General features: G+C 51.7%; 15 protein-coding genes. All 15 read left to right on the forward strand.

The window, feature by feature from the left end; translation table 11 throughout:
- The first annotated feature begins 37 nt into the window (after positions 1-37).
- The 15 genes from RB298_RS14885 to parE all read left to right on the forward strand — a co-directional run bounded on the left by RB298_RS14885 (position 38) and on the right by parE (position 21,864).
- Positions 38-733, forward strand: coding sequence for a GerMN domain-containing protein (locus RB298_RS14885; RefSeq protein ID WP_486047463.1), 696 nt, complete (start codon positions 38-40; stop codon positions 731-733).
- Between the two features lie 201 nt (positions 734-934).
- Entirely contained in the window at positions 935-2,320 is a 1,386-nt protein-coding gene (locus RB298_RS14890) for an N-acetylmuramoyl-L-alanine amidase family protein (RefSeq protein WP_096773317.1), read from the forward strand.
- Positions 2,321-2,358: 38 nt separating this feature from the next.
- Positions 2,359-2,961, forward strand: a complete 603-nt coding sequence (locus RB298_RS14895; protein ID WP_277748586.1) for a GerMN domain-containing protein — start codon at positions 2,359-2,361, stop codon at positions 2,959-2,961.
- A gap of 78 nt (positions 2,962-3,039) precedes the next feature.
- Entirely contained in the window at positions 3,040-5,769 is a 2,730-nt protein-coding gene (locus tag RB298_RS14900) for an S-layer homology domain-containing protein (RefSeq protein ID WP_486047464.1), read from the forward strand.
- An 85-nt stretch (positions 5,770-5,854) separates the two neighbouring features.
- On the forward strand, positions 5,855-6,526 hold the full coding sequence (nth, locus tag RB298_RS14905; RefSeq protein WP_009595169.1) for an endonuclease III: 672 nt from the start codon (positions 5,855-5,857) through the stop codon (positions 6,524-6,526).
- A 259-nt stretch (positions 6,527-6,785) separates the two neighbouring features.
- Positions 6,786-7,067: a hypothetical protein gene (locus tag RB298_RS14910; RefSeq protein ID WP_015734596.1), complete on the forward strand. Its 282-nt coding sequence runs from the start codon at positions 6,786-6,788 to the stop codon at positions 7,065-7,067.
- Positions 7,068-7,271: 204 nt separating this feature from the next.
- Positions 7,272-10,913, forward strand: a complete 3,642-nt coding sequence (locus RB298_RS14915) for a dynamin family protein (protein WP_486047465.1) — start codon at positions 7,272-7,274, stop codon at positions 10,911-10,913.
- A 543-nt stretch (positions 10,914-11,456) separates the two neighbouring features.
- Positions 11,457-13,235: an ABC transporter ATP-binding protein gene (locus tag RB298_RS14920; protein ID WP_015734598.1), complete on the forward strand. Its 1,779-nt coding sequence runs from the start codon at positions 11,457-11,459 to the stop codon at positions 13,233-13,235.
- On the forward strand, positions 13,232-15,097 hold the full coding sequence (locus RB298_RS14925) for an ABC transporter ATP-binding protein (protein WP_009591381.1): 1,866 nt from the start codon (positions 13,232-13,234) through the stop codon (positions 15,095-15,097). The genes RB298_RS14920 and RB298_RS14925 overlap by 4 nt, the downstream gene beginning before the upstream one ends.
- Before the next feature lie 141 nt (positions 15,098-15,238).
- Entirely contained in the window at positions 15,239-15,700 is a 462-nt protein-coding gene (locus tag RB298_RS14930; protein ID WP_009591358.1) for a GNAT family N-acetyltransferase, read from the forward strand.
- 344 nt (positions 15,701-16,044) lie between these two features.
- Entirely contained in the window at positions 16,045-16,788 is a 744-nt protein-coding gene (locus RB298_RS14935; protein ID WP_015734600.1) for a CAP domain-containing protein, read from the forward strand.
- Between the two features lie 144 nt (positions 16,789-16,932).
- On the forward strand, positions 16,933-17,784 hold the full coding sequence (locus RB298_RS14940) for a GDSL-type esterase/lipase family protein (RefSeq protein ID WP_486047466.1): 852 nt from the start codon (positions 16,933-16,935) through the stop codon (positions 17,782-17,784).
- Positions 17,785-17,819: 35 nt separating this feature from the next.
- Positions 17,820-18,788 (forward strand): ABC transporter ATP-binding protein, encoded by a 969-nt coding sequence (locus tag RB298_RS14945; protein ID WP_036665573.1) that lies wholly within the window; start codon positions 17,820-17,822, stop codon positions 18,786-18,788.
- Positions 18,781-19,770, forward strand: a complete 990-nt coding sequence (locus RB298_RS14950) for an ABC transporter permease (RefSeq protein ID WP_486047467.1) — start codon at positions 18,781-18,783, stop codon at positions 19,768-19,770. The genes RB298_RS14945 and RB298_RS14950 overlap by 8 nt, the downstream gene beginning before the upstream one ends.
- A gap of 114 nt (positions 19,771-19,884) precedes the next feature.
- Positions 19,885-21,864: a DNA topoisomerase IV subunit B gene (gene parE / locus RB298_RS14955; RefSeq protein WP_096773323.1), complete on the forward strand. Its 1,980-nt coding sequence runs from the start codon at positions 19,885-19,887 to the stop codon at positions 21,862-21,864.

Below are 21,864 nucleotides of genomic sequence, written 5' to 3' on the forward strand. Positions count from 1 at the left end.
TACAAGATTTGATGTAACTTAGAGGGGGACACAAGCCATGAACAAAAAATATTGGATGACCGGATTGCTGGCGCTTCTGCTTGCATTTAGTGCCGGCTGCGGACAAAAGCCGACTGCGGCCCCCGCCGAGACGGGCCCGGATACTGAAGCTGGACAAGTACAGACGCCGCAGGACGAACCGGGCGATGACAAGGCGGCGGACGATCAGAAGCAGGGCGAAGCCGAAGCAACTACCGTGAACGCGAGCGAAGGAACAAGCACGCCGCCGGAGAAAACATCCGCTGGAAGTACGGGTACGCCAGTCGATACGAAGGACGTGAACGCTGCGGAGGATCAAGCGAAGAAAGCGAATATTAAACTCTATTATACGGACCCGGAGATCATGGATTTGAAAGAAGCCAGCAAAGAGATCACGTACACGGGCGAAGAGGATAAATATAAGAAAGCTTTTGAAGGTCTTCAAAAGAGCGGAGATGCCGAACTGAATCCATTATGGTCGGATAAAATCACGCTGAAATCACTTAAGTTCGACAACGGAGCATTGACGCTGGATATCACCAAGCCGGCAGAGGCGAATCTTGGAGCTGGAGGGGAAATGTTTGCGATTGATGCCTTGCAAAAAACGTTCTTCCAGTTCGATGAAGTGAAGTCCTTGGAATTGCTTGTAGACGGCAATCAGATTGAGAGTTTAATGGGGCATGTTGAGCTGGAGCATCCTATGACTCGAAAATAGAACAAAGGAACTAATTCTGAATTTCATATGAAGGACTAAACACCTATTTCGCTTGTCGAAATAGGTGTTTTTTTGGTAAATAGGGAACAATTTCGCAACTTTCAGTGAGTCTAAGCGTCTATAGGTTGTCAGGTAATGTCGGACAGGCCGAGTGCAGAAACGCCAATCTATGGCAAAATAATAGGATGGTAGGGGTGAAGGATGAAGAAGTTCGGTTTTTTAATGTTTCTCGTTGTCATCATGATTGCGTTTCCTAAAATGGCGGATGCGAGTTCGTACAGCGCAAGGATTTACCTGGATGGTCAACAAATCAATCTGTCATCTGGCGTGAAGGTGGAGAACAACAACGGTACCGTCATGGTCCCGATCCGCGTCATTTCCGAAAATCTCGGTTTTAACGTGAATTGGAACAAGGCAGCGAAGACGGTAACGGTTGAAGACGCCTGGCAAAAAGTGACGATGGTGATTGGAAGTCAGTATGCCGACATAAACGGCCAGCGTGTTCTAATGACGAAGGCGCCTGTTCTTCGAGGCGGAACGACCCTCGTTCCGATTCGCTTTGTAAGTGAGCAAATGGGCCTTCAAGTAAGATGGGATAACACGCAGAAGGCAGTCTATCTTACCTCGTCTTACGATGGCAGTAACCCTGGCGAAGAACCCGGCGTCGCTACGTCGACCGTGGACGGCCTCAGCTTCAGCGAAAACAGGCTGATGGTCGCCGTTACGGGCAATGCGAAGCCAAAGGTATCGAAGCTCAGCAGTCCGGACCGTATCGTCATTGATATGGCGAACACGAATTTCTCCGAGACGTTCAGCAGCAACGCCGATTTCGATGACGTGACGAAGAGCGGCCAGATGACGGTGTCGGGTTACCCGGACGTCAAAGCCGTCCGTTACTCCCTGTATAACAGCAACCCGATGACCGTGCGGATCGTCATTGATCTGAACTATGCCAAGAACTACACCGTATCAGGCCTTGAGAACGGATCGGGCCTGTTCATTGTGGATCTGAACACGACCTCTAACCCTGCGCCGGAACCCGGTACGGGCGGAAAGAAACTCGTGGTCATTGATGCGGGTCATGGAGATCATGATCCGGGAGCGATCGGGGTAACGAAGAAGAGGGAGAAGGATTTCAACCTCGCGATGGCGCTGAAAGTTGAGAAGTTGTTGGCCAAAGAAAAGAATATCGAAGTCGTTTTGACTCGCAGTAACGATACTTTCCTCGAGCTGAAGGATCGCGCGAAGATTGCGAATGATCTGAAGGCTGATGTTTTCATATCGATACATGCTAATAGCGGCCCATCCACTGCAAGCGGAACCGAAACGTATTATTACAATGAATCTGACAAAGCGCTGGCGAATGCCCTTCATAAAGAAATCGTGAAGGCCATGGGTTTAAAAGACCGCGGAGTGAGATACGGCAACTTCCATGTTATTCGCGAGACCAAGATGCCTGGCGCCCTGCTGGAAGTCGGGTTCCTGAGCAACAAGACCGATGAGAGCAAGCTGTTTGATCCTGCAACGCAGGATCGGGTAGCCGAGGCAATTGTCAGAGGCATCAAAAATTATTTGAAGGTTGATTAACGATACGACAGTGATCGTGATTGCAGGAGGTGGCTATTTTGAATAGAAAAATTTGGGCAGTCGGACTTTTGGCAGCCGTTATGCTGATTGGTGCCGGTTGCGGACAGAAACCCGGAGCAGCACCGGACGATACGCCGGAGCAAGTGACACCTGCTCCTGATGATCAGACAGGACAGAGCAATGGGGGAACATCGAACGGTTCGGGGGGCACATCAACAGGGAACGGCGGCAATGAAGCGACAGCGCCGGAATCCAAAACGGAGAGCATTAAAGCTTACTATACGGACCCGGATTTGATGGAGCTGGTTGAAGGCTCGGCAGAGATCTCGTATAAGGAAGATCAGGAAAAATACGAAGCCGCATATCAAGCATTGCAAAAGAGCGATAAGGCCGACATGGTTCCCCTATGGGAGAAAATCGAGCTGAATTCGTTGAAATTCGAGAACGGCGCTCTGACGCTCGACGTGACGGTCCCTGACGAAGCCAACTTGGGTGCAGGCGGCGAGTCGTTTGCCGTCGAAGCCATCAAGAAAACGTTCTTCCAGTTTGACGAAGTAAAATCACTTCAAATTCTGGTCGATGGTCAGCAGACCGAATCGTTGATGGGGCATGTCGATTTAGAAAATCCAATGACTCGGTAATGATGGTTGAAGGAGATCACGATCTGCTGTCGAATATTAGTATATGATGAAGCAGTAGTAATTGAGAGGGGAAAGAAAATGGTACTTAGACACAGCAAACATGTTCATTCCAAAAAAGTGGTCTCCGCCGTCATGGCCGGACTTATAGCATTCGGAGGCGGAGCTTCGATCGTCTCGGCAGATGAAGAAGCAGCAAATGCGACAACGGCAAATGCACCCCAAACGGCCATTAACGTATTCAGCGACGTGAATGCCGGTTATTGGGGAGAAAAGTACATTTATCAATTAGCAGCACAGGGGATCGTGACCGGGAATAACGGAAAGTTTCGTCCGAACGATCCTGTAACGCAGCAGGAAGCTGTGACGATGGCGATCCGGTTCTTAAGCATGCAGGATCAATTAAGCAGCGGCGCTGCGACATTACCGACAAATGTTAAAGTGAACGATTATTTTACGAAGTATGTTGAACTGGCTTTTCAGCAAAACCTGCTCGACAAGCAAAAAGAATCCGGATACACGGACGAGAAAGTCATCTGGGGCGCGCAGAAAGCATCCCGGGAATGGATAACCGAAGTGCTTGTCCGTTCCATTGGACGTACCGCGGAGGCCAATGCCGCCAAAAATAAAGCGACAGGCTTTGCGGACAACGCCAAGATATCCCCGGATCGTTTGGGATACGTTAATGTGGCGGTTGAGCTGGGCCTTGCCAAAGGCGTGAACGGAAACAAATTCGATCCGCAAGGGGCGGTTACCCGTGCCCAGCTTGCAACGTTCTTCAGCCGGGCTCAAGCGTACATTACCACGAATTACGAGAATCAGTACAAAGGCTCCATCGCTTCGATTGAGAACGGCAAGCTGGAGCTGTATGCCGACGGCAAGCTGAACTCATTCAAGCTGGATTCTTCCACGGCTTATTTTGCGTCCGATTCGGAGAAAAGATTGCAGTTTTCGGACATCAATCCATACACGCAAGCGGTGGTCGTCGCGAATAACGGAACCGCTGCTTACGTGGAAATTACGGATTCAACCCAGCAGGTGGAGCGGTTTGACCGCACCTATGCCCGTTTGTCTCCGAACAACGTGATTTGGCTTGATACAGGCAGTACATTTGAAGAGCTGAGTTACGAGCCAAGCACGGTTTTCCTGGACCAGAACGGTATCCAAATCGATCCGAAGACGCTTGCTGCAGGCAGCTTGCTTACCATTGAGCGCGAAACCTACAGCCCGCAGAAAAAAATCGTGTCGATCCGCGTGAAGAGCGGCTTGGTGAACAAGACGGGAGCGGGCGTCGTCCAAAACGTGGACACGGCGAACAAAAGAGTAACCCTTAAGGACAGCACCGGTTATGAGGACACGTACACGTGGGACGATGCTACCGTCATTCGCTATCAGAATCAAATTCTGTCACCGGCGGAGCTGAAGAATGGTTATGCCGTGAATTTCACGGTAAAAAACAGCATTCTTCAATCGGTGGAGGTCACGCAAAGCGTCGACCGTACGATACAGGCGATGCTGTATTCTGTTGAAGAGAACGGAAAAACCATCACGTATAAGCGCAGCGGAAGCACGCAGCTCGAAACGAAGTTTCTGGCAGAGAAGCCGGAAATTATTATGAGTGGCGTGGCGAAGCCCGTTTTGTCCGATTTGCTCGCTGACGCCGTATCCGGCGATCAAGTGACACTGACCATCAATGGCGAGGAAAAAATCACGAAGATCGAAGTAACGGGCCGTCAAATGGAACAGCTGGATGCCGTCACCATCGTCAATTACGATGCGAAGACGCACTGGCTGACCGTCAAGGATGCTAACAATCAGCCTCGCGTCATCATCCTGGACGATAAGACGAAGCTGGAATCGAGCAACGGAACAACGCTGGATAAAGTGGAGCCGCTGCTCGGAGCAGGACGCAAGGTCAGCGTATCGCTCATTGGCACCCGTGCGCTTTCACTGGAAGTGGTTTATAAAGTTGAAGGTAAAATCAGCAGTATTAACACAGCCAAGAAAGTGATATCGATTGTGACCGCCAACGGAAAAGTGGAGGAAATTCCATACAACAGCACGCTGCTTGTAGAAATCTTCGGCAAATCGAACGCTTCCCTGGCGGATGTGCGTGTCGGCGACGAGGTTTCGGCGCAGCTGTCGACCAACCAGGATTACTTGCAGAGCCTGAAACTCAAGACATCCGCGCAGTTCGAGGTCGTATTCACCGAACCGGCGAAAAACCGTATTCGAGTGAAAGCGAATGGCGCTACAAGCGATATTTACACGGACAAAGCAACATTGACCGGCGATAGCGGACAAGCGATCCTGCTTGCAGACCTGCGTCCCGGAACTCTCGTTAATATTACGCTTCAAGGCTTAACGGCTGTTTCGGTTGCGGAAGTCAAATTGACGCTTGGCGAAGTCACCAGCTTGGATGCTTCGGGCAATGTATTGACCGTGAAGGATCATTCGGGCAACAGCCAGACCCTAGGCGTAAGCGGCGGCGTCAAGGTCGTCAAGAATGGTTCGACGGCTTCGAACTTAAGCACGTTGACGCAGGGAGATCGCGTAGAGATTCGAAAAGACATTCAAGGCGTAACGATCATCCAAGTCCTGGAGAAAATCGAGCGTGCGTTCTGGCAGGCGAACAACACCGAAATTCAAGTGAAACGCAAATCGATTAACGATAATTACCGATTTACGTTATCCGATAAAGTATTTGTTCATCAAGGTGACACGACTTTGTCCGTGCAATCCCTTAAGGAAAATGATAATATTGTACTGTACTTAAACAACGGTGTCGTTGTTGAGATCGTAAAACAGTAAATTATCGACCTGGGATTGCTCGAGAAACACCGTCTTGATGCGGGGATTTCCGCATCAAGATTTTTTTTTGCGGGAGGGAAATCATATGAATGCGGCAACGGTGCGGCATATTTTGGACACGATGGAGAGCATGTTTCCGGATGCACATTGCGAACTGAATCACAGCAATGCGTTTGAGCTGACCATCGCCGTGCTGCTGTCCGCCCAGTGCACGGATGAAACGGTAAATAAAGTAACAAAGGATCTGTTTCAGAAATACAAAACGCCTTTGGATTACGTATCGGTACCGATCGAGGAGCTTGAGCAGGATATCAGACGGATCGGGTTATACCGGAACAAGGCCAAACATATTCAGAACTTGTGCAGGATTCTGATCGAACAGTATGGCGGGGAAGTACCGGAGGCTCATGACGAGCTGGTCAAATTGCCCGGGGTTGGACGCAAGACGGCCAATGTCGTCGTTTCCAACGCCTTTGGCGTGCCTGCCATTGCGGTGGATACGCATGTGGAGCGGGTATCCAAACGGCTTGGACTGGCTGCTTGGAAAGATTCCGTGCTGGAAGTGGAGAAAAAGCTGATGAAGCGGGTGCCGCGTGAAGAATGGACGATGACGCATCATCGGATCATTTTTTTCGGAAGGTACCACTGTAAAGCTCAAAATCCGCAATGCCCGGTATGCCCGCTGCTGGATGTTTGCCGCGAAGGAAAGAAACGTATGAAAACCTTAGCAGTCAGGAAGAATAAGGAACAACCGTAACACCAGCAAGAAACAGACAAAAAAAAGAAACAGTTCATCTGATTCGGGAGAACACCGAACTTTGACAGCCGGCGAATGGGCATCATTGCAAGCAAGCCAGCGCGCTTGCCTTTGTCTCCGGATTTCTATTTCGGCCGCATGGGCGAATGGAAATCTGGAAACAACTGTGACCGAATAGAAATGCCGGATATTCGCAAGGTGAATAAGGAATGCACCCCGGATCAGCAGGAGCTAAATTTAAAAGAGGATGGGATTACACATGAAATGCATCTCTGTTTACACCGACAATTTTGAATTGTTCTCGGATATTTTTGAACATGTGGTGGAGAGCCAGAACCAACTGAGCGAGAATGAAGAGCAGGAAGTGGAAGGCGTGACGTTCAGCCACTCCGGGGATGCTCCCGAGCATTATTTGGAGCGTATGTCTCAGAAGCCGGAAGTGGTCGTGATGCGCGATAAGTCTCGCGGTTTAACCATTTTGCAGCACGGAAACGTGTTCGAAATTTTGATTCCGGCAGAAGAGAACACCGTCGTATCTTAAGTTCTTCAAATTTGATGTTTTAAAAAATGAGATGTTGAACCCATGGCAGGCAAGGAAGCGTTTCTTCCTTGGCCTGCCATTTTGCATAGAGCGGGACAAACGGCGGATCATGAAATGATTCCTTTACGGCGCAAGCGGTGATAAAATAAAATGATGTGAACAGATGGTGTCAGAGATGGAGAGATCAATGGACAGGAGCGAGAAATGACATTGAAGTTGATGACTGATGAAATCGGATACAGCATGACGGAACTAAATAGAGTCCGGGACCGTTTTTTGGACTGGAATGACGAGTCTTCCTCCGCATTGACCGAGGATTTGATACGCAAGGGTACTGGCGGCGAGCTCACGCTTGCCTTCTGCGGTCATTTTTCAGCTGGGAAGTCAAGCATGATCAATGCGCTTTGCGGCAAAAAGGTGCTGCCCTCGGGTCCGGTGCCGACGAGTGCCAATGTGGTCACGATTCGAAGCGGCGAGCCCCGGGCATTGATTCACCGGACTGTCGCGGACCATGGGGAGCCTATCAAGGTAACGATCGACGAACTTGCGGAATACTGCAAGGAGGGCCGGGAGTATTCCGCGATTGAAGTGTGGGATGACGTGCCGCTGCTTGGCGCGGACGGAGTATTGATGGATACCCCCGGCGTCGACTCGACCGACGACGGGCATCGGCTAGCGACCCATTCCGCTCTGCATATGGCGGATATCGTGTTTTACGTCATGGATTACAATCATGTGCAGTCGGAGAGTAATCTGATGTTTGCCAAGAGCCTGTCGGATTGGGGGAAGCCGCTATATTTGATCGTGAATCAGATCGACAAGCATCGTGATGACGAGCTGACGCTGTCCTCTTACCTGAACGACGTCAAGAAGGCATTCGCCCAGTGGAAGATCACGTACAAAGGGTTGTTATGCACCTCGCTAAAAGTGCAGGACCATCCTTATAACCAATGGGAGACGCTGAAGTCTTTGATCGGCGAACTGATATCCCGGAAGGAGCCGCTGCTGCGCCATAGCGTTTCCTGCTCCATTCGTCATGCTGCGGATCAGCATGTAGAAGCCTATACCCGCAGTCATCAGGAGGAGAAGGAACGGCTGCTGGAGGAAATGGGCGGCGAGGAGGCCGCAGCGGCGCTGCAAGCGCGCTTGCAGGAGCTGGAAGAACAAAAAAGAACCGTAGCGGGGCTGCCGGAAACGGTTCGCGCAGAACTCCGCAAGGAAGCCGATAAGCTGCTGGCCAATGCCAATCTGACGCCGGCGGATGTTCGGGATTTAAGCCTGTCTTTCCTGGAGAGCCGGAAATCTGGCTTTAAGGTCGGGTTCCTCTTCTCGGGCGGCAAGACGGAGGAAGAGCGCCGCCGCCGTCTGAAGGCCTTCCATCATCGTTTGGAGGAGCAGACCTCTTCGCAGGTCGACTGGCATCTGCGTTCGCTGTTCCGCAATAGCGTCGAGCAGCATGTGGAATGGAATGCCGAATGGGAACGTTTAATGGACGCCGAACTTCCGGGCGTGCGGGAGGATATGATTACGCGAACCGTGAATCCGGAAGCCACGGTGTCAGGCGAATATGTATTGAACTATAACCGGGAGCTGGCCGAGGAAATCAAGGGCAGCTACCGCATGGCCGTGTTGGTGCTTGCCGACCGGCTGAAGGCGGCATTGACGGACGCTGCGGCCGTCCGTCTGCAGGAGCTGAAGCGCCAGGGCGCCGAGCTCCTGGCGCAATCCGCGGCTTCAGCCAGCTACGCAGCCCTGCAGCAGGCGGAAGCCGCCCGCGCGGCCGAGCTGGCCGAGCTGCTCCCGCCGCGCACCTCCCTCACCCCCGGCCTCCTGCCGGAGGTGAGGGAGCCGGAGGGGCAGCCCGCGCATGCGGCTGCCCAGGGCGGCGCCCCGGCGGCGCAGCCGGGGCAAGGGCGCACGGCGCCCCGGGCCGCCGCTGCGCAGGCGGCACCGCAGCGGCGCCAGCGGCTTGAGGCCGCGGCAGCCGAGCTGCGCGCAGCGGCGGCGCTGCTGGCGCCGCACCCCGCGCTGGCGTCGGCCGCGCGGGATCTGACCGCCCGCGCGGATGCGCTTGCGGGCGGCTCGTTCACCCTGGCGCTGTTCGGAGCGTTCAGCGCCGGAAAGTCCTCCTTCGCCAATGCACTGCTTGGCGAGTCGGTCCTGCCGGTATCGCCGCATCCGACAACGGCGGCGGTGAACCGCATATTGGCACCGGCCGAAGGACGATCACATGGTACCGCAGACGTGCGTATGAAGAGCCGCGATATGTGGTGGGACGATTTGAAGTATTCCTTCGGCGTGCTGGGTCTCCAAGAACCGAATCCGGCCAATTGGCGGAGCGTGGCTGAAGGTTTGAATCCGGCCGGAATTCACCCGGCAGGCCTGCCGCATTACGGCTTCCTAAAGGCCGCCGCCTCCGGCTGGGATGAGATGGAGTCCAGGCTCGGCACCACGGAAACGGTAGAATTGGCCGAATATCGGGGATACGTGGCGGACGAAACCAAATCCTGCTTTGTCGACGGGATCGATCTGTATTACAGCTGTCCGATGACGGAGCAAGGGATCGTGCTGGTGGATACGCCGGGAGCGGATTCCCTGCATGCCCGGCACACCGGCGTCACCTTCAACTATATTAAGAATGCGGATGCGATTGTTTACGTAACGTATTACAACCATGCGTTCTCCAAAGCGGACCGGCAATTCCTGTCCCAGCTGGGCCGGGTCAAAGACAGCTTTGCCTTGGATAAAATGTTCTTTATCGTCAATGCGGCTGATCTAGCTCAGTCCGAAGACGAGCTGAATGAGGTGGTGAAGCATGTGCGCACCAATCTTACAGCCAGCGGCGTAGGCAGCCCGCATATCTTCCCCGTCTCCAGTCTGGCTGCGCTGGACAATAAGCGGCAAGGGGACGAGGAAAAATTGCAGGCATCGGGATTCCCTGTTTTCGAAGAAGCGCTGGGCCGATTTGCGGTGGAAGAGCTGCCAAGGCTGTCCCAGCGTGCCGGTTATGATGAGATCGCTTCTGTGAGGGACCGTATCCGGGGGTGGGCAGAAATGGCCGCTCAGGATGAGACCACGCGCAAGCGGAAAATCGGGGAGCTGGAAGAGGTGCAAAACCAAGCCATGGCCCGCCTTAACGCTTTGGCGGAGCAGGAAATGGCACGCGACATCGGTCAAGAAAGCAGCGAGCTGCTGTTTCACGTGCGGAAGCGGCTGGATTATGCCATGAACCGTTTCTTCCAGGAGTCGTTTAATCCTTCCGTGCTTCGGGAGGATACAGGGCATTTGAAATCGGCATTTGCGGCTTGCGGACGTGATTTGATGCGAACGATGTCCGTAGAGCTGGATCAGGAACTATGGGCCACCACGCTTCGTTTGGAGACGGCCGGCCGCAAATTAACCGAAGCCGCGGCATTTAAGGCCGCAGCCGATATCAACGGCATGGCCGAGGGCCTGTCACTGGCCATACGCCGGGATCCGGACTGGGCACCGCCGGAGCTGGACGAAACGGAGCTGCAAATCCAAGGGGATTGGTTAACCTTCTGGTCGACCTTTAAGAATCCCAAGCATTTCTTTGAGGGCGGCGGAAGTTCCAAGCTGCGCGAAGCGGCTGAGCCGAAAGTGAAGGAAGCCGTGGCGGGTGTGGTCGGCCTGCGGGAAGAGCAGCTGACGGACCACTATGTTCGAATGAGCAAACGTTCACTGCAGCATCATGTATCCGCATTGGAGGAACAGCTGAAGGAATCCATGGCTGCCATACTGGGTTCGCTGCAGGACGGCCAGTCTCCGTTGATGTGGCGCCAGCTGGCGGATGATTTGGAAGCCATGATAAAGTCAGCGCAGTAAAGACGGAACATCCCCGTCTAGCATGAAGCAAGAGTTGCAATAGAATAGCAGCACGGTGCGAGCTTCCGGTAAGGTCCGTTCCCTTTTTACCGGATGAATGAACGCCAATCACATGTTGAACCCTCGAAAGACGTCCCATATGCCATCCGTGGCGGGGCGTCTTTCGTCCTATTATTATCGATGGACCGCTCTCCTGATGAAAGCGGCATAGGACGATATGGCATATTTTTATCCGCTGCAGCGAACGTGAATAGGATGAAACCAGCTTAGGATATTACCCTTTTTCAAGCATGTTCAAAAAAGTCGAAAATAGCGGATAAAGCCTAACGGTTGAAGGGACTGACAATGTGATTATATCCCCTAGTAATGATGAGAATTCCCGATGATTTCATCATGAAACAATGATAAGTTATACTATTTGCCCCCTTTAGGTCCTTTAGGCTCATTTATGACGGTTTTCTCTCTTTGCCGCGGGTTCGGGTCGATGATAAACTTCATAAATGCTACATAACCTGAACGTAAAAAATCCAAAGGAGGATAAACATGAATGTTCTCAGGCAACTGCAGGGCTTCTTTTGGGAGAAACGAAGTTATCTTTTTCTTTCCATTCTGTGTCTGGCGATTGCAACCGCTTTAGGTCTTGTCTATCCGCAGCTGTTAAAAGTGCTGATTGACGATGCAATCAAACTGGAGAATTACGGCATCGTACCGCAGCTGGCACTCACCGTGCTGGGCGTGGTCATCCTTAAAGCTTTCATGCAGTTTTTGCATGGATTCTTTGGAGGGAGGCTGGGGAATTACCTGGCTTACTCGTTGCGAAACGCCTGCTATGAAAAGTTGCAATTTCTATCGTTCCGCTATTACGACACGGCTCGGACAGGGGATTTGATGTCGCGGCTGACGGGGGATTTGGAAGCAATCCGGATGTTTATCGGCTTCGGTTTTGCCCAACTCCTCAACCTCGTACTGATGGTGACTTTCGGTTCCATCATGATGTTCACCATCAGCTGGAAATTGACGCTGGTTACTTTGGTAGCGATGCCATTTCTGGTGTTCGCAGCTCTGAAATTCGAGTCCAAGATCCATCCGGCGTTCCAGGAGATGCGCCTGGCGCTCAGCTCGCTGACTACCGCGGTGCAGGAGAATATTACGGGTGTTCGTACCGTTAAATCCTTTGCTCGCGAGCCTCACGAAGTGGAGAAATTCTCCGAACGGAATGAGCGTTACAAAACCAATCAGATATTCGCCTCTTCCCTGTGGGCCCGTTATTTCCCGATGATGGAGCTCTTTGCGAATGTCAGCGTCGTCATTTTGCTTGCCGTCGGGGGCGCCATGGTTATCCAAGGTTCCATGACGGTAGGGGAGCTGGCAGCATTCTTCACCTTAATTTGGTACATAATCGGACCTCTTTGGGGGATCGGGTTCCACATTAACAACTATACGCAGTCGAAGGCTTCGGGTGAACGGGTGCTGGAGCTGTTGAATCAGCCCATTGATGTCGAAGACCGTGAGCGTGCGGTAGATTTGGTGCCAAGCCAGGTGAAGGGTCATGTCGTGTTCGACAATGTCACCTTTGCTTACGGCAACAAGATGGCTGCTGTCAAAGATATCAATCTGGATGCTCGTCCCGGCTCCGTGATCGGTTTGCTGGGGGGAACAGGTTCAGGGAAGTCAACCATTATCCAGCTCTTGATGCATGCCTATAACGTGAATCAGGGCAGCATCAAATTAGACGGCGTGAACATCAACGATATTAAGGTCCGGAGTCTGCGCAGCCAGATTGCAACGGTCTTCCAAGAGACTTTCCTGTTCTCGTCCAGCATCCGCAACAATATTTCTTACGGGATGAAGGACGTTAGCATGGATGAAATCATTCGGGTAGCCAAGCTGGCCAAGGCACATGACTTCATTATGGAAATGAAGGATGGCTACGATACCATTGTCGGTGAACGGGGGATGGGTCTTTCCGGCGGACAGAAGCAGCGGATCGCGATTGCCCGTGCCCTTCTGAAGGACCCGAAAATCCTGATCCTGGATGATGCCACCAGCGCAGTGGACATGGAAACAGAGCATGAAATCCAATCCGGTTTCCAGGAAGTCATGAACGGCAGAACGACCTTTATTATCGCTCACCGTATTTCTTCCTTGCGTCATGCGGATGAAATTCTCGTTCTGGATGAAGGTAGAGTCGTGCAGCGCGGCAAGCATAACGATTTGATTGCGGTGCCGGGACCTTACCAGGATGTGTACAAAATACAATATGCGGACCTGATTGCAAAGCAAGCTCAAGCAGGAGGTACGCCAGGGCAGGTGCAAGCATGAACGCCAACGTAAATACTGAACCGCATCAGAAGCAAAAGATTCCGAGGCCGCGGAAGCCTTCGGAAGAAACCAATGAACGTTTTGTATACAAGGACGACGATGCGATCGAGAAGCCGTTTAACTGGACGCAGCTGACGCGTCTGATCTCGTATATGAAACCATATGCCAAACAGATTCTCCCGTTGATCGGCCTCATGATGATTATCGGCACGATTACGAAGCTTGCCATTCCATTCCTGACGAGTTTGGCTATCGACCAGGCCATTGACCCGAAGGAAGGAAATCCGAGCCTGACCCTGCTGTATCAGATTACGATCGCCGTTCTGGCGATGTATATCATTCAATGGGTTGCCGGGATATTCCGGATCAAGTTTACGAATATCATTGGTCAGCGGGTTATCTATGACCTTCGAGCAGATTTGTTCCAGCATATACAGCGCCTATCCTTTAATTTCTTTGACAAGCGTCCGGCGGGATCCGTGCTGGTTCGCGTTACGAACGATGTCAACTCCCTGCAGGATTTGTTTACGAACGGGGTTGTCAATCTGATCATCGACTGCGTGCAGCTTGTCGGTATCGTAGTCATCCTGCTATTAATTAACTGGAAGCTTGGTCTAGCTGTTATCGTTACCGTTCCGATCATGTTCTTTATCTCTACGAAACTCCGTGTGCGCATCCGGCGTGCATGGCAGGAAGTACGGATCCGGAACTCGCGGATTAACTCCCACTTGAACGAATCCATTCAGGGAATCCGCGTTACCCAAGCTTATACGCAAGAAGAAGAAAATATGAAATTTTTTGATAACATGAACCTGGACAGCAAAAAGTCCTGGGATAGGGCGTCAGCCATGAACCAAGGGTTTGGGCCTCTTATCGAGATTACCGGGGGGTTCGGTTCCCTGATCTTGTTCTGGCTTGGTGCCGTATTGATTCAGCAAGGCGAGCTCACGATCGGTCTGTTGATTGCCTTTACCCAATATGTCGGGAACTTCTGGGAGCCGATCAATCGGCTCGGCCAAATGTATAACCAGCTGCTTGTCGCGATGGCATCGTCCGAACGTATCTTTGAATTCATAGACGAGAAGCCGAGCATCGATGATCAGCCTGGCGCGAAGAAATTGCCGACCATTAAAGGGGACATCAAGCTGGAGAATGTGGTGTTTGAATACGAAAAAGGACGCCAGGCTCTAAAAGGCATCAATCTGGACGTGAAGGCAGGCCAGTCGATTGCGTTGGTCGGTCATACCGGATCAGGCAAAAGTACCATCATTAATTTGCTCAGCCGCTTTTATGATATTACGGACGGTAAGTTAACCATCGACGGGTACGATATTCAATCGGTGACGGTAGAAAGCCTCAGGAATCAGATCGGCATCGTGCTGCAGGATACCTTTATATTCTCGGGTACGATTCGGGATAATATCCGCTTTGGCCGTCTGGATGCGACCAATGAGGAGATTGAAGACGTGGCCAAGGCTGTGGGCGCCCATGAGTTTATAGTCCAGATGCCGGGCGGCTACGATACCGAGGTCGAGGAACGCGGTAACATGCTGTCCATGGGGCAGCGGCAGCTGCTATCCTTTGCTAGGGCGCTCCTTGCCGACCCGCGGATTTTGATTCTGGATGAGGCAACGGCAAGTATCGATACCGAGACGGAATTAAAAATCCAGAGTGCCCTTAAAGTGCTGCTTCAGGGACGTACCTCCTTCATCGTGGCGCACCGTTTATCAACGATCCGCCATGCCGATCATATCGTCGTGCTGGATCACGGGAAGATCATCGAAGAAGGAAATCACGACCAGCTTATGCAGAAGCAGGGGACATATCATGGGCTGATTGAAGCACAATACCGATTTTTGTAAAAACGGCTTAACAAAGGTTTAACAAAACGGACACAAATGTAAAAAAAATGTCGCTTGATACTTGCAATCTTCTTCATAAACTTACAAAATAGAAGTAGAGTTTACTCAGAATTCATAGAAGAAGGGAAGCATGAGGGTATAATGAGCATCGAAAGCGTAATTTCTGCGCCTGCACTGCTGATTCGAAACTTTGAGAAGAATGATTTGGAAGCTGTCACATCCTTGATGCGAGAACTGAATTATCCGACCACGCTCAACGTCATGCGTGAACGGATGGAGTCCATGAACGACAACCCGTTATACGGCAACCTGGTTGCCGAGGTTGATGGAGACGTCGTCGGCATGATCATGCTTCGTCAAGTCAAATCCTTCACTATGACCGAACCGGTCACTCAAATTACTTCGGTTATTGTAACCTCAAGCTACCGCGGCCAAGGAATTGGCAAACGACTGATTCGCGGTGCAGAGACATGGGGAAGACAGCATGGTAGCCACCTCTTGTTTCTCACAAGCGGCAACCGGGAAGAACTTGCTCCCGCACATGCATTTTATGAACATATTGGATTTGAAAAGGCTGGTTACCAGTTCAGCAAAAAGCTGTAGCCTGGGCCTTTTCATTAACCCACCCCGTTTTCGGGGTGGGTTTTTTCTTGTTATGACCTAGAATCTATGGAAGTTTAGAAGATTTTACTCGCTTATCACAGATACAACGAAGTCATTCGATCAGGACCGGGATTGGTTTCTGGGGTCCTGAGCATAAAGTAGGAATTCAAGGACTCCTTTCCAACAATTGTAGGATTGCCGAAGGTATCAAATGTGTTACAATGTGTTCGTACCTGATTACAAAAATGTAACCAATGCCTGACCGCCCCACACCCATCAAGTTCAACATCTTAGAACGGCGGTCAAGCAAACTCTACAACTATGAGCATAGGAGATGAGTATTCATGAACAACCATTGGATAAAGAAAATCGCAGGCGGCAGTATCGCGGCTGTATTGGCTGTTGGCATCATGCTGCCGACAACGGCTTCGGCTGCACCTGCTGATAGCAATAATTATGTAAACTGGCAACAGAAGATCCAGAAATTCCTGGAGAGCCAAGGCTTGGAGTCGCAGTTTAAATGGGTGGTCGTCCAACAACCGCAAACGGAAAAGCCTCAGGCGGACAAGCCTGCAGAGACGCCTCAAACAAGCAAGCCTGAGACCAGCAAACCGGAAGCAAGCAAACCGGAAGCCAGCAAACCAGAAGCCAGCAAGCCTGTGAGCAAGCCGTCTACGACTCCGTCCCAGCCTTCCGAATCTGCGGGCACAACGGAGCAATCGAATTTTGCTTCCGAAGTTGTCAACTTGGTGAACCAAGAGCGTTCGAAAGCTGGCCTGAAGCCGCTCACGGTACATGCCAAGCTGACAACGGTAGCACTGGACAAAGCGAAGGACATGAGCAATAACAATTATTTCAGCCACACTTCGCCAACGCACGGCTCTCCATTCGATATGATGAAGGCTTACGGCATTTCTTACGGCTATGCCGGCGAGAATATCGCTAAAGGGCAGCGCACGCCGCAGGAAGTCATGAACTCTTGGATGAACAGCCAAGGTCACCGCGAAAATATCCTGTCTCCTAATTTCACCATGATCGGTGTGGGATATTACAACGGATACTGGGTTCAGGAATTCATCAGCCAATAAGCACGGATGTTGTTTTACATGATAGGCTGCCCCGGGCGCGCAGAAAACTGCGTCCGGGGCAGTCTTCTTTGCGTGTTTTGATTTGCAAATTTTTTATAGAAGTCTTAAGGTAATGTACATGAGGATTTTTGTAGGGGGAATGTCATGAAGTCATCTGCATGGATATGGCGTATCACGGCCTCCGTGTCGATTATCGTAACGATTGTGCTTATATTCGGTTTCGTGTATGCGTTTAAGGATATTAATGATCCTCAAGGTCAGCCGTTGCTCACCGGCGGCGAATCCGCCGAGCCAGGCCAAGAGACTGCGCCGCCGAAGCCGGAACGGGCTCCGTCGGAAGCGGTGCTGCCAAATGATGTGAAAGTGACGGCGATCGGAGACTCGCTTGCCAAGGGAACGGGGGACAGTACCGGGGGCGGTTTTGTCCGCCGAAGCGTCGAACAATTGAACGGCGATGGACGAACGGCCAGCCTGCTGGCCAATCTGGCAATAAACGGAATGACCACCGAGGGACTTCTCCCTAAGCTGGACGACAAGGGAATACAGTATGCCTTGAAGGAAGCCAACGTCATTATGCTGTCTATCGGGGGCAATGATATCTTTCAAGGAAGCGGGCTGATGGAGGGGGCGGCGGATGCCGGCGAGCTGGAGCTCGATCCAGCCATGCTGATGGGCGCATTGCCGCAGGCCTCCAAACGCTTGCAGACAATTCTTGAGAAGATTCGGGACATTAATCCGAATGCCCGAATTGTTTATATCGGCTTGTATCATCCCTTTTCCGATTTGGAAGAATTGCTGATACCCGGCAATGTCGTGGTCTCAGCATGGAATCATGCGGTCATGGAGCTCGTAAACCGGGATCCCAATATGACGCTTGTCCCTACATTCGATCTGTTTCAGCATAAGCTCGGCGAGTATCTGTCCACGGACCATTTCCATCCGAACGGGGCAGGATATCAGGCCATCGCGGATCGAATTGTAGAAGGTATGCTGTAGCATGAAGAGGATGTCAGGTGGGGAGATGGAAATCGATGAATGAACAAGTGCAGGAAATCGTACTATCCGTCCAGCATGTAAAAAAGAAAATCGGTCGAAAATGGATTATACATGATGTGTCGTTCGATGTGCGCGCGGGCGAAATATTCGGGTTCCTGGGGCCGAACGGAGCAGGAAAAACAACCACGATCCGAATGCTTGTGGATTTGATCAAGCCGTCATCCGGCAGGATCGAGGTCTGCGGTTACGATGTGAATCGCCAGCAGGAGCAGGCGCTGCGCTATATTGGTTCCATCGTGGAGAATCCGGAGATGTATTCGTATTTGACCGGCTGGGAAAATCTCGAGCATTTTGCGAGAATGCAGCCCGGTATTGACGATCAGCGGATACAGGAAGTTGTGGATACGGTCAGGCTTGATCGAAGAATCCATGACAAGGTCAGCACTTATTCACTTGGCATGCGGCAGCGTTTGGGAATCGCCCAGGCCTTGCTCGGCAGGCCGAAGCTGCTCATTCTGGACGAGCCGACGAACGGTCTTGACCCGAAGGGAATCAAAGAAATGCGGCAGTTCATCCATCAGTTGGCCGAGGAGGGCTTGGCTGTATTTGTTTCCAGCCATCTGCTGAGCGAAATTCAGCTGTTATGCGATCGGGTAGCCATCATCAGCAGCGGAAGGGTGCTTGCGGTAGGCGAGGTCGATGAATTGATTGCCGGCAGCAGCGATCATGTCATCTGGGATCTGAATCCCGCCGTGCAGGGCAAACGAATTCTGCAGAAGCTGGATTATTGCGAGATCGTGGACCGCCCGGAGGATGTGCTTGACGATAATGTACTGGCAGGCATGTCACCGGATGCCGTTGTGACCCGAATGCATGCTGCACATGCATCAAGGGCTGTGGAAAGGCTGGTTGGCGCCGGCGTGCAGGTCCGGGAGGTTCATCGGATCAATCCTACGCTTGAGCAGCTGTTCCTGCAGATGACGGAGGGTGAGAGCATTGAGTAACCTGTTGCCCCTGATCAAGAACGAATGCATCAAAATTATCAAGCGTAAGCGGTTTTATGTGGTTCTTCTGGTTCTCCTCGTCCTAGTGCCCATGTTTACATACGCCCAGATGAAGTCCGCGGAACGGAGCCGGGAGAAGTTTAACAGCGACTGGCGGCTTGAGCTTCAGCAACGGATCACGGATAATGAGAATTCGCTTAGCAGTGACCGGGTGCCGGATGAATGGAAACGATATCGGCAAATCTTTATTCAGCAGATGCAGTATTATTTGCAGCATGATGTGAATCCTAATCAACCAAACGGGGTAACGTTCACGCGGGAATTTCTGAACAATGCGATATCCTTGTTTATTCCGCTGCTCATCATGGCCATTGCTTCGGATATCGTTTCCGGAGAGCGGACGACCGGCACCATTAAGATGCTCCTGACAAGGCCGGTAAAGCGCTGGAAAGTGCTGCTGAGCAAACTGGTAGCCTTGATTATGTTCACGTCGCTCATTATCGTGTCCACCTTTGTCATCGCTTACCTGATCTCGGGTCTCGCTTTCGGCTACAAAGGGTTTGACATCCCGGTATTCACGGGTTTCCAAATTGTCGGGTCAGACGTGGATATGTCCGGCGTTCATGCGGTGCCCCAATGGAAGTATTTGCTGATGCAGGGCGGTTTGGTCTGGTTTGTCGGCGTATGCGTCGGCATGCTGGCTTTTATGGTATCCGTCCTGGTTCGAAGCACGGCGGCCAGCATCGTCATTATGATGGCGGCATTGATCGCCGGAAATATTCTGACGAATATGGCGTCGGCATGGAGCAGCGCGAAATATTTGTTCATGGTAAACCTGAATTTGACCAGTTATTTGGCGGGCAATTTGCCGCCGATCGAGGGCATGACCTTGAATTTTTCCCTTGCCGTATTAGCCATCTGGGCGATTTGTGCGGTTATTGTTGCATTCAGTGTCTTTACGAGAAGGGATATCTTGAATTAAAATGGACAAAGCATGAAACATTTGTTTGCATTTTTTAGAGAACCGCGTTCTTCTAAAATATTGGAATGTAGAAATAGAAAACACGAGATACGTGAAATTGAAGGAGGAGCATGAATGGTCGAACAGATCGATATGTTTGCAGAGTCATCAAAGAACGGCGGTACTAACCGTTCAGGATACGATGCTGACGACATTCAAGTGCTCGAAGGCCTTGTTGCGGTACGCAAACGGCCAGGCATGTACATAGGGAGCACAAGCTCGTCGGGTCTGCATCATCTGGTGTGGGAAATTGTGGACAACGCCGTAGACGAGCATTTGGCCAAGTACTGCTCGAGAATTGAAATTACTTTGCATAAAGACGGATCCGCGACGGTATACGATAACGGACGCGGTATTCCGACCGGGATGCACAAGACAGGCATTCCCACGCCGCAGGTGGTCTTCACGATTTTGCATGCCGGCGGCAAATTCGGCGGTTCCGGATACAAGAAGTCCGGCGGTCTTCACGGCGTTGGCGCATCCGTAACCAATGCGCTGTCCGAATGGCTGGAAGTGGAGATTTACCGCGAAGGTAAAATTCACCGCCAACGCTTCGAGTACTGGCAGGACAAAAAAGGAAAAGAGCATGTCGGAGAACCGGTAACCGGTCTTGAGGTGCTGGGCAATACGAACAAAACAGGGACGAAAATCACGTTTAAACCGGACGCGCGCGTGTTTACCGCGGGAACGCATCTGAACTACGACACGCTTGCAGAGCGCTTACAGGAGATTGCCTTCCTGAATTCAGGACTCCGGATCGTCTTGAAAGACGAGCGGAGCGGGAATGGGGAAGAATTTTTTTATGAAGGCGGCGCAAGCCAGTTCGTGCAATTCTTGAATGAAGGCAAGGACGTGCTGCACGATGTGATCCATTTTTATGCCGAGAAGGATGACATCGAAGTCGAAATCGCTCTTCAATATAATGCAGGATACACTGAAACGCTGGCCTCGTTCGTTAACTCCATCCCGACGCGCGGGGGCGGTACGCATGAGACGGGCTTCAAGACGGCGTATACCCGCGTCATGAACGATTATGCCCGGAAGAACAATCTACTGAAGGAAAAGGACAAGAATCTGGAGGGGAATGACCTCCGGGAAGGCATGATGACCGTAATCAGCGTCAAGATGGCTGAGGTCGAATTCGTGGGTCAGACGAAGGACCAGTTGGGAAGCGCCTCTGCGCGAAGTGCGGTGGACAGCATCGTTACCGAGAAGATGCAAATTTTCCTAGAGGAAAATCCGCAGGTTGCCCAAACGCTGCTGAAGAAGGCCATTCAGGCCTCCAAAGCGCGCGAAGCGGCCCGTAAGGCAAGGGATGAGATGCGCAGCGGCAAGAAGCGCAGCGAGAGTTCCAATCTCGGCGGCAAGCTGACACCGGCCCAGTCCAAGGATTTTTCGCGAACCGAACTGTTCATTGTCGAAGGGGACTCCGCAGGCGGCTCGGCGAAGCAGGGACGGGATTCGAAGATTCAGGCGATTCTGCCTCTCAAAGGGAAGCCGATGAACCCGGAAAAATCGAAGCTGGCCGACATCCTGAAGAATGACGAATACCGTGCGATCGTATCCGCGATCGGCGCAGGGATCGGTACGGAATTTACTGCCGGGGACAGCAATTATTCGAAAATCATCATCATGACCGATGCGGATACGGATGGAGCCCACATTCAGGTGCTGCTGCTCACGTTCTTCTACAGATACATGAAGCCGTTGATTGATGAAGGTCGCGTCTATCTCGCGCAGCCTCCGCTGTATAAAATCGCCAGCAAATCCGGCAAGCTGGAAACCGTGCGGTATGCCTGGACGGATGAGCAGCTGGCTAATTATTTGAAGGAATTCAAAAATTTTGAGCTGCAGCGCTACAAGGGACTGGGCGAGATGAACCCGGAGCAGTTATGGGAAACGACGATGAACCCGGAAACACGCACCTTGCTGCAGGTTCAAATCGAAGATGCCGCCAAAGCGGAGCGGCGCGTGTCTACGCTGATGGGAGATAAGGTAGATCCCCGCAAGCGGTGGATCGTTGAAAATGTCAACTTCGCGGAGTTTGAGGAATAG

The sequence above is a fragment of the Priestia sp. BR_2 genome, assembly GCF_041954005.1.
GTDB lineage: Bacteria > Bacillota > Bacilli > Paenibacillales > Paenibacillaceae > Paenibacillus_AQ > Paenibacillus_AQ lautus_A.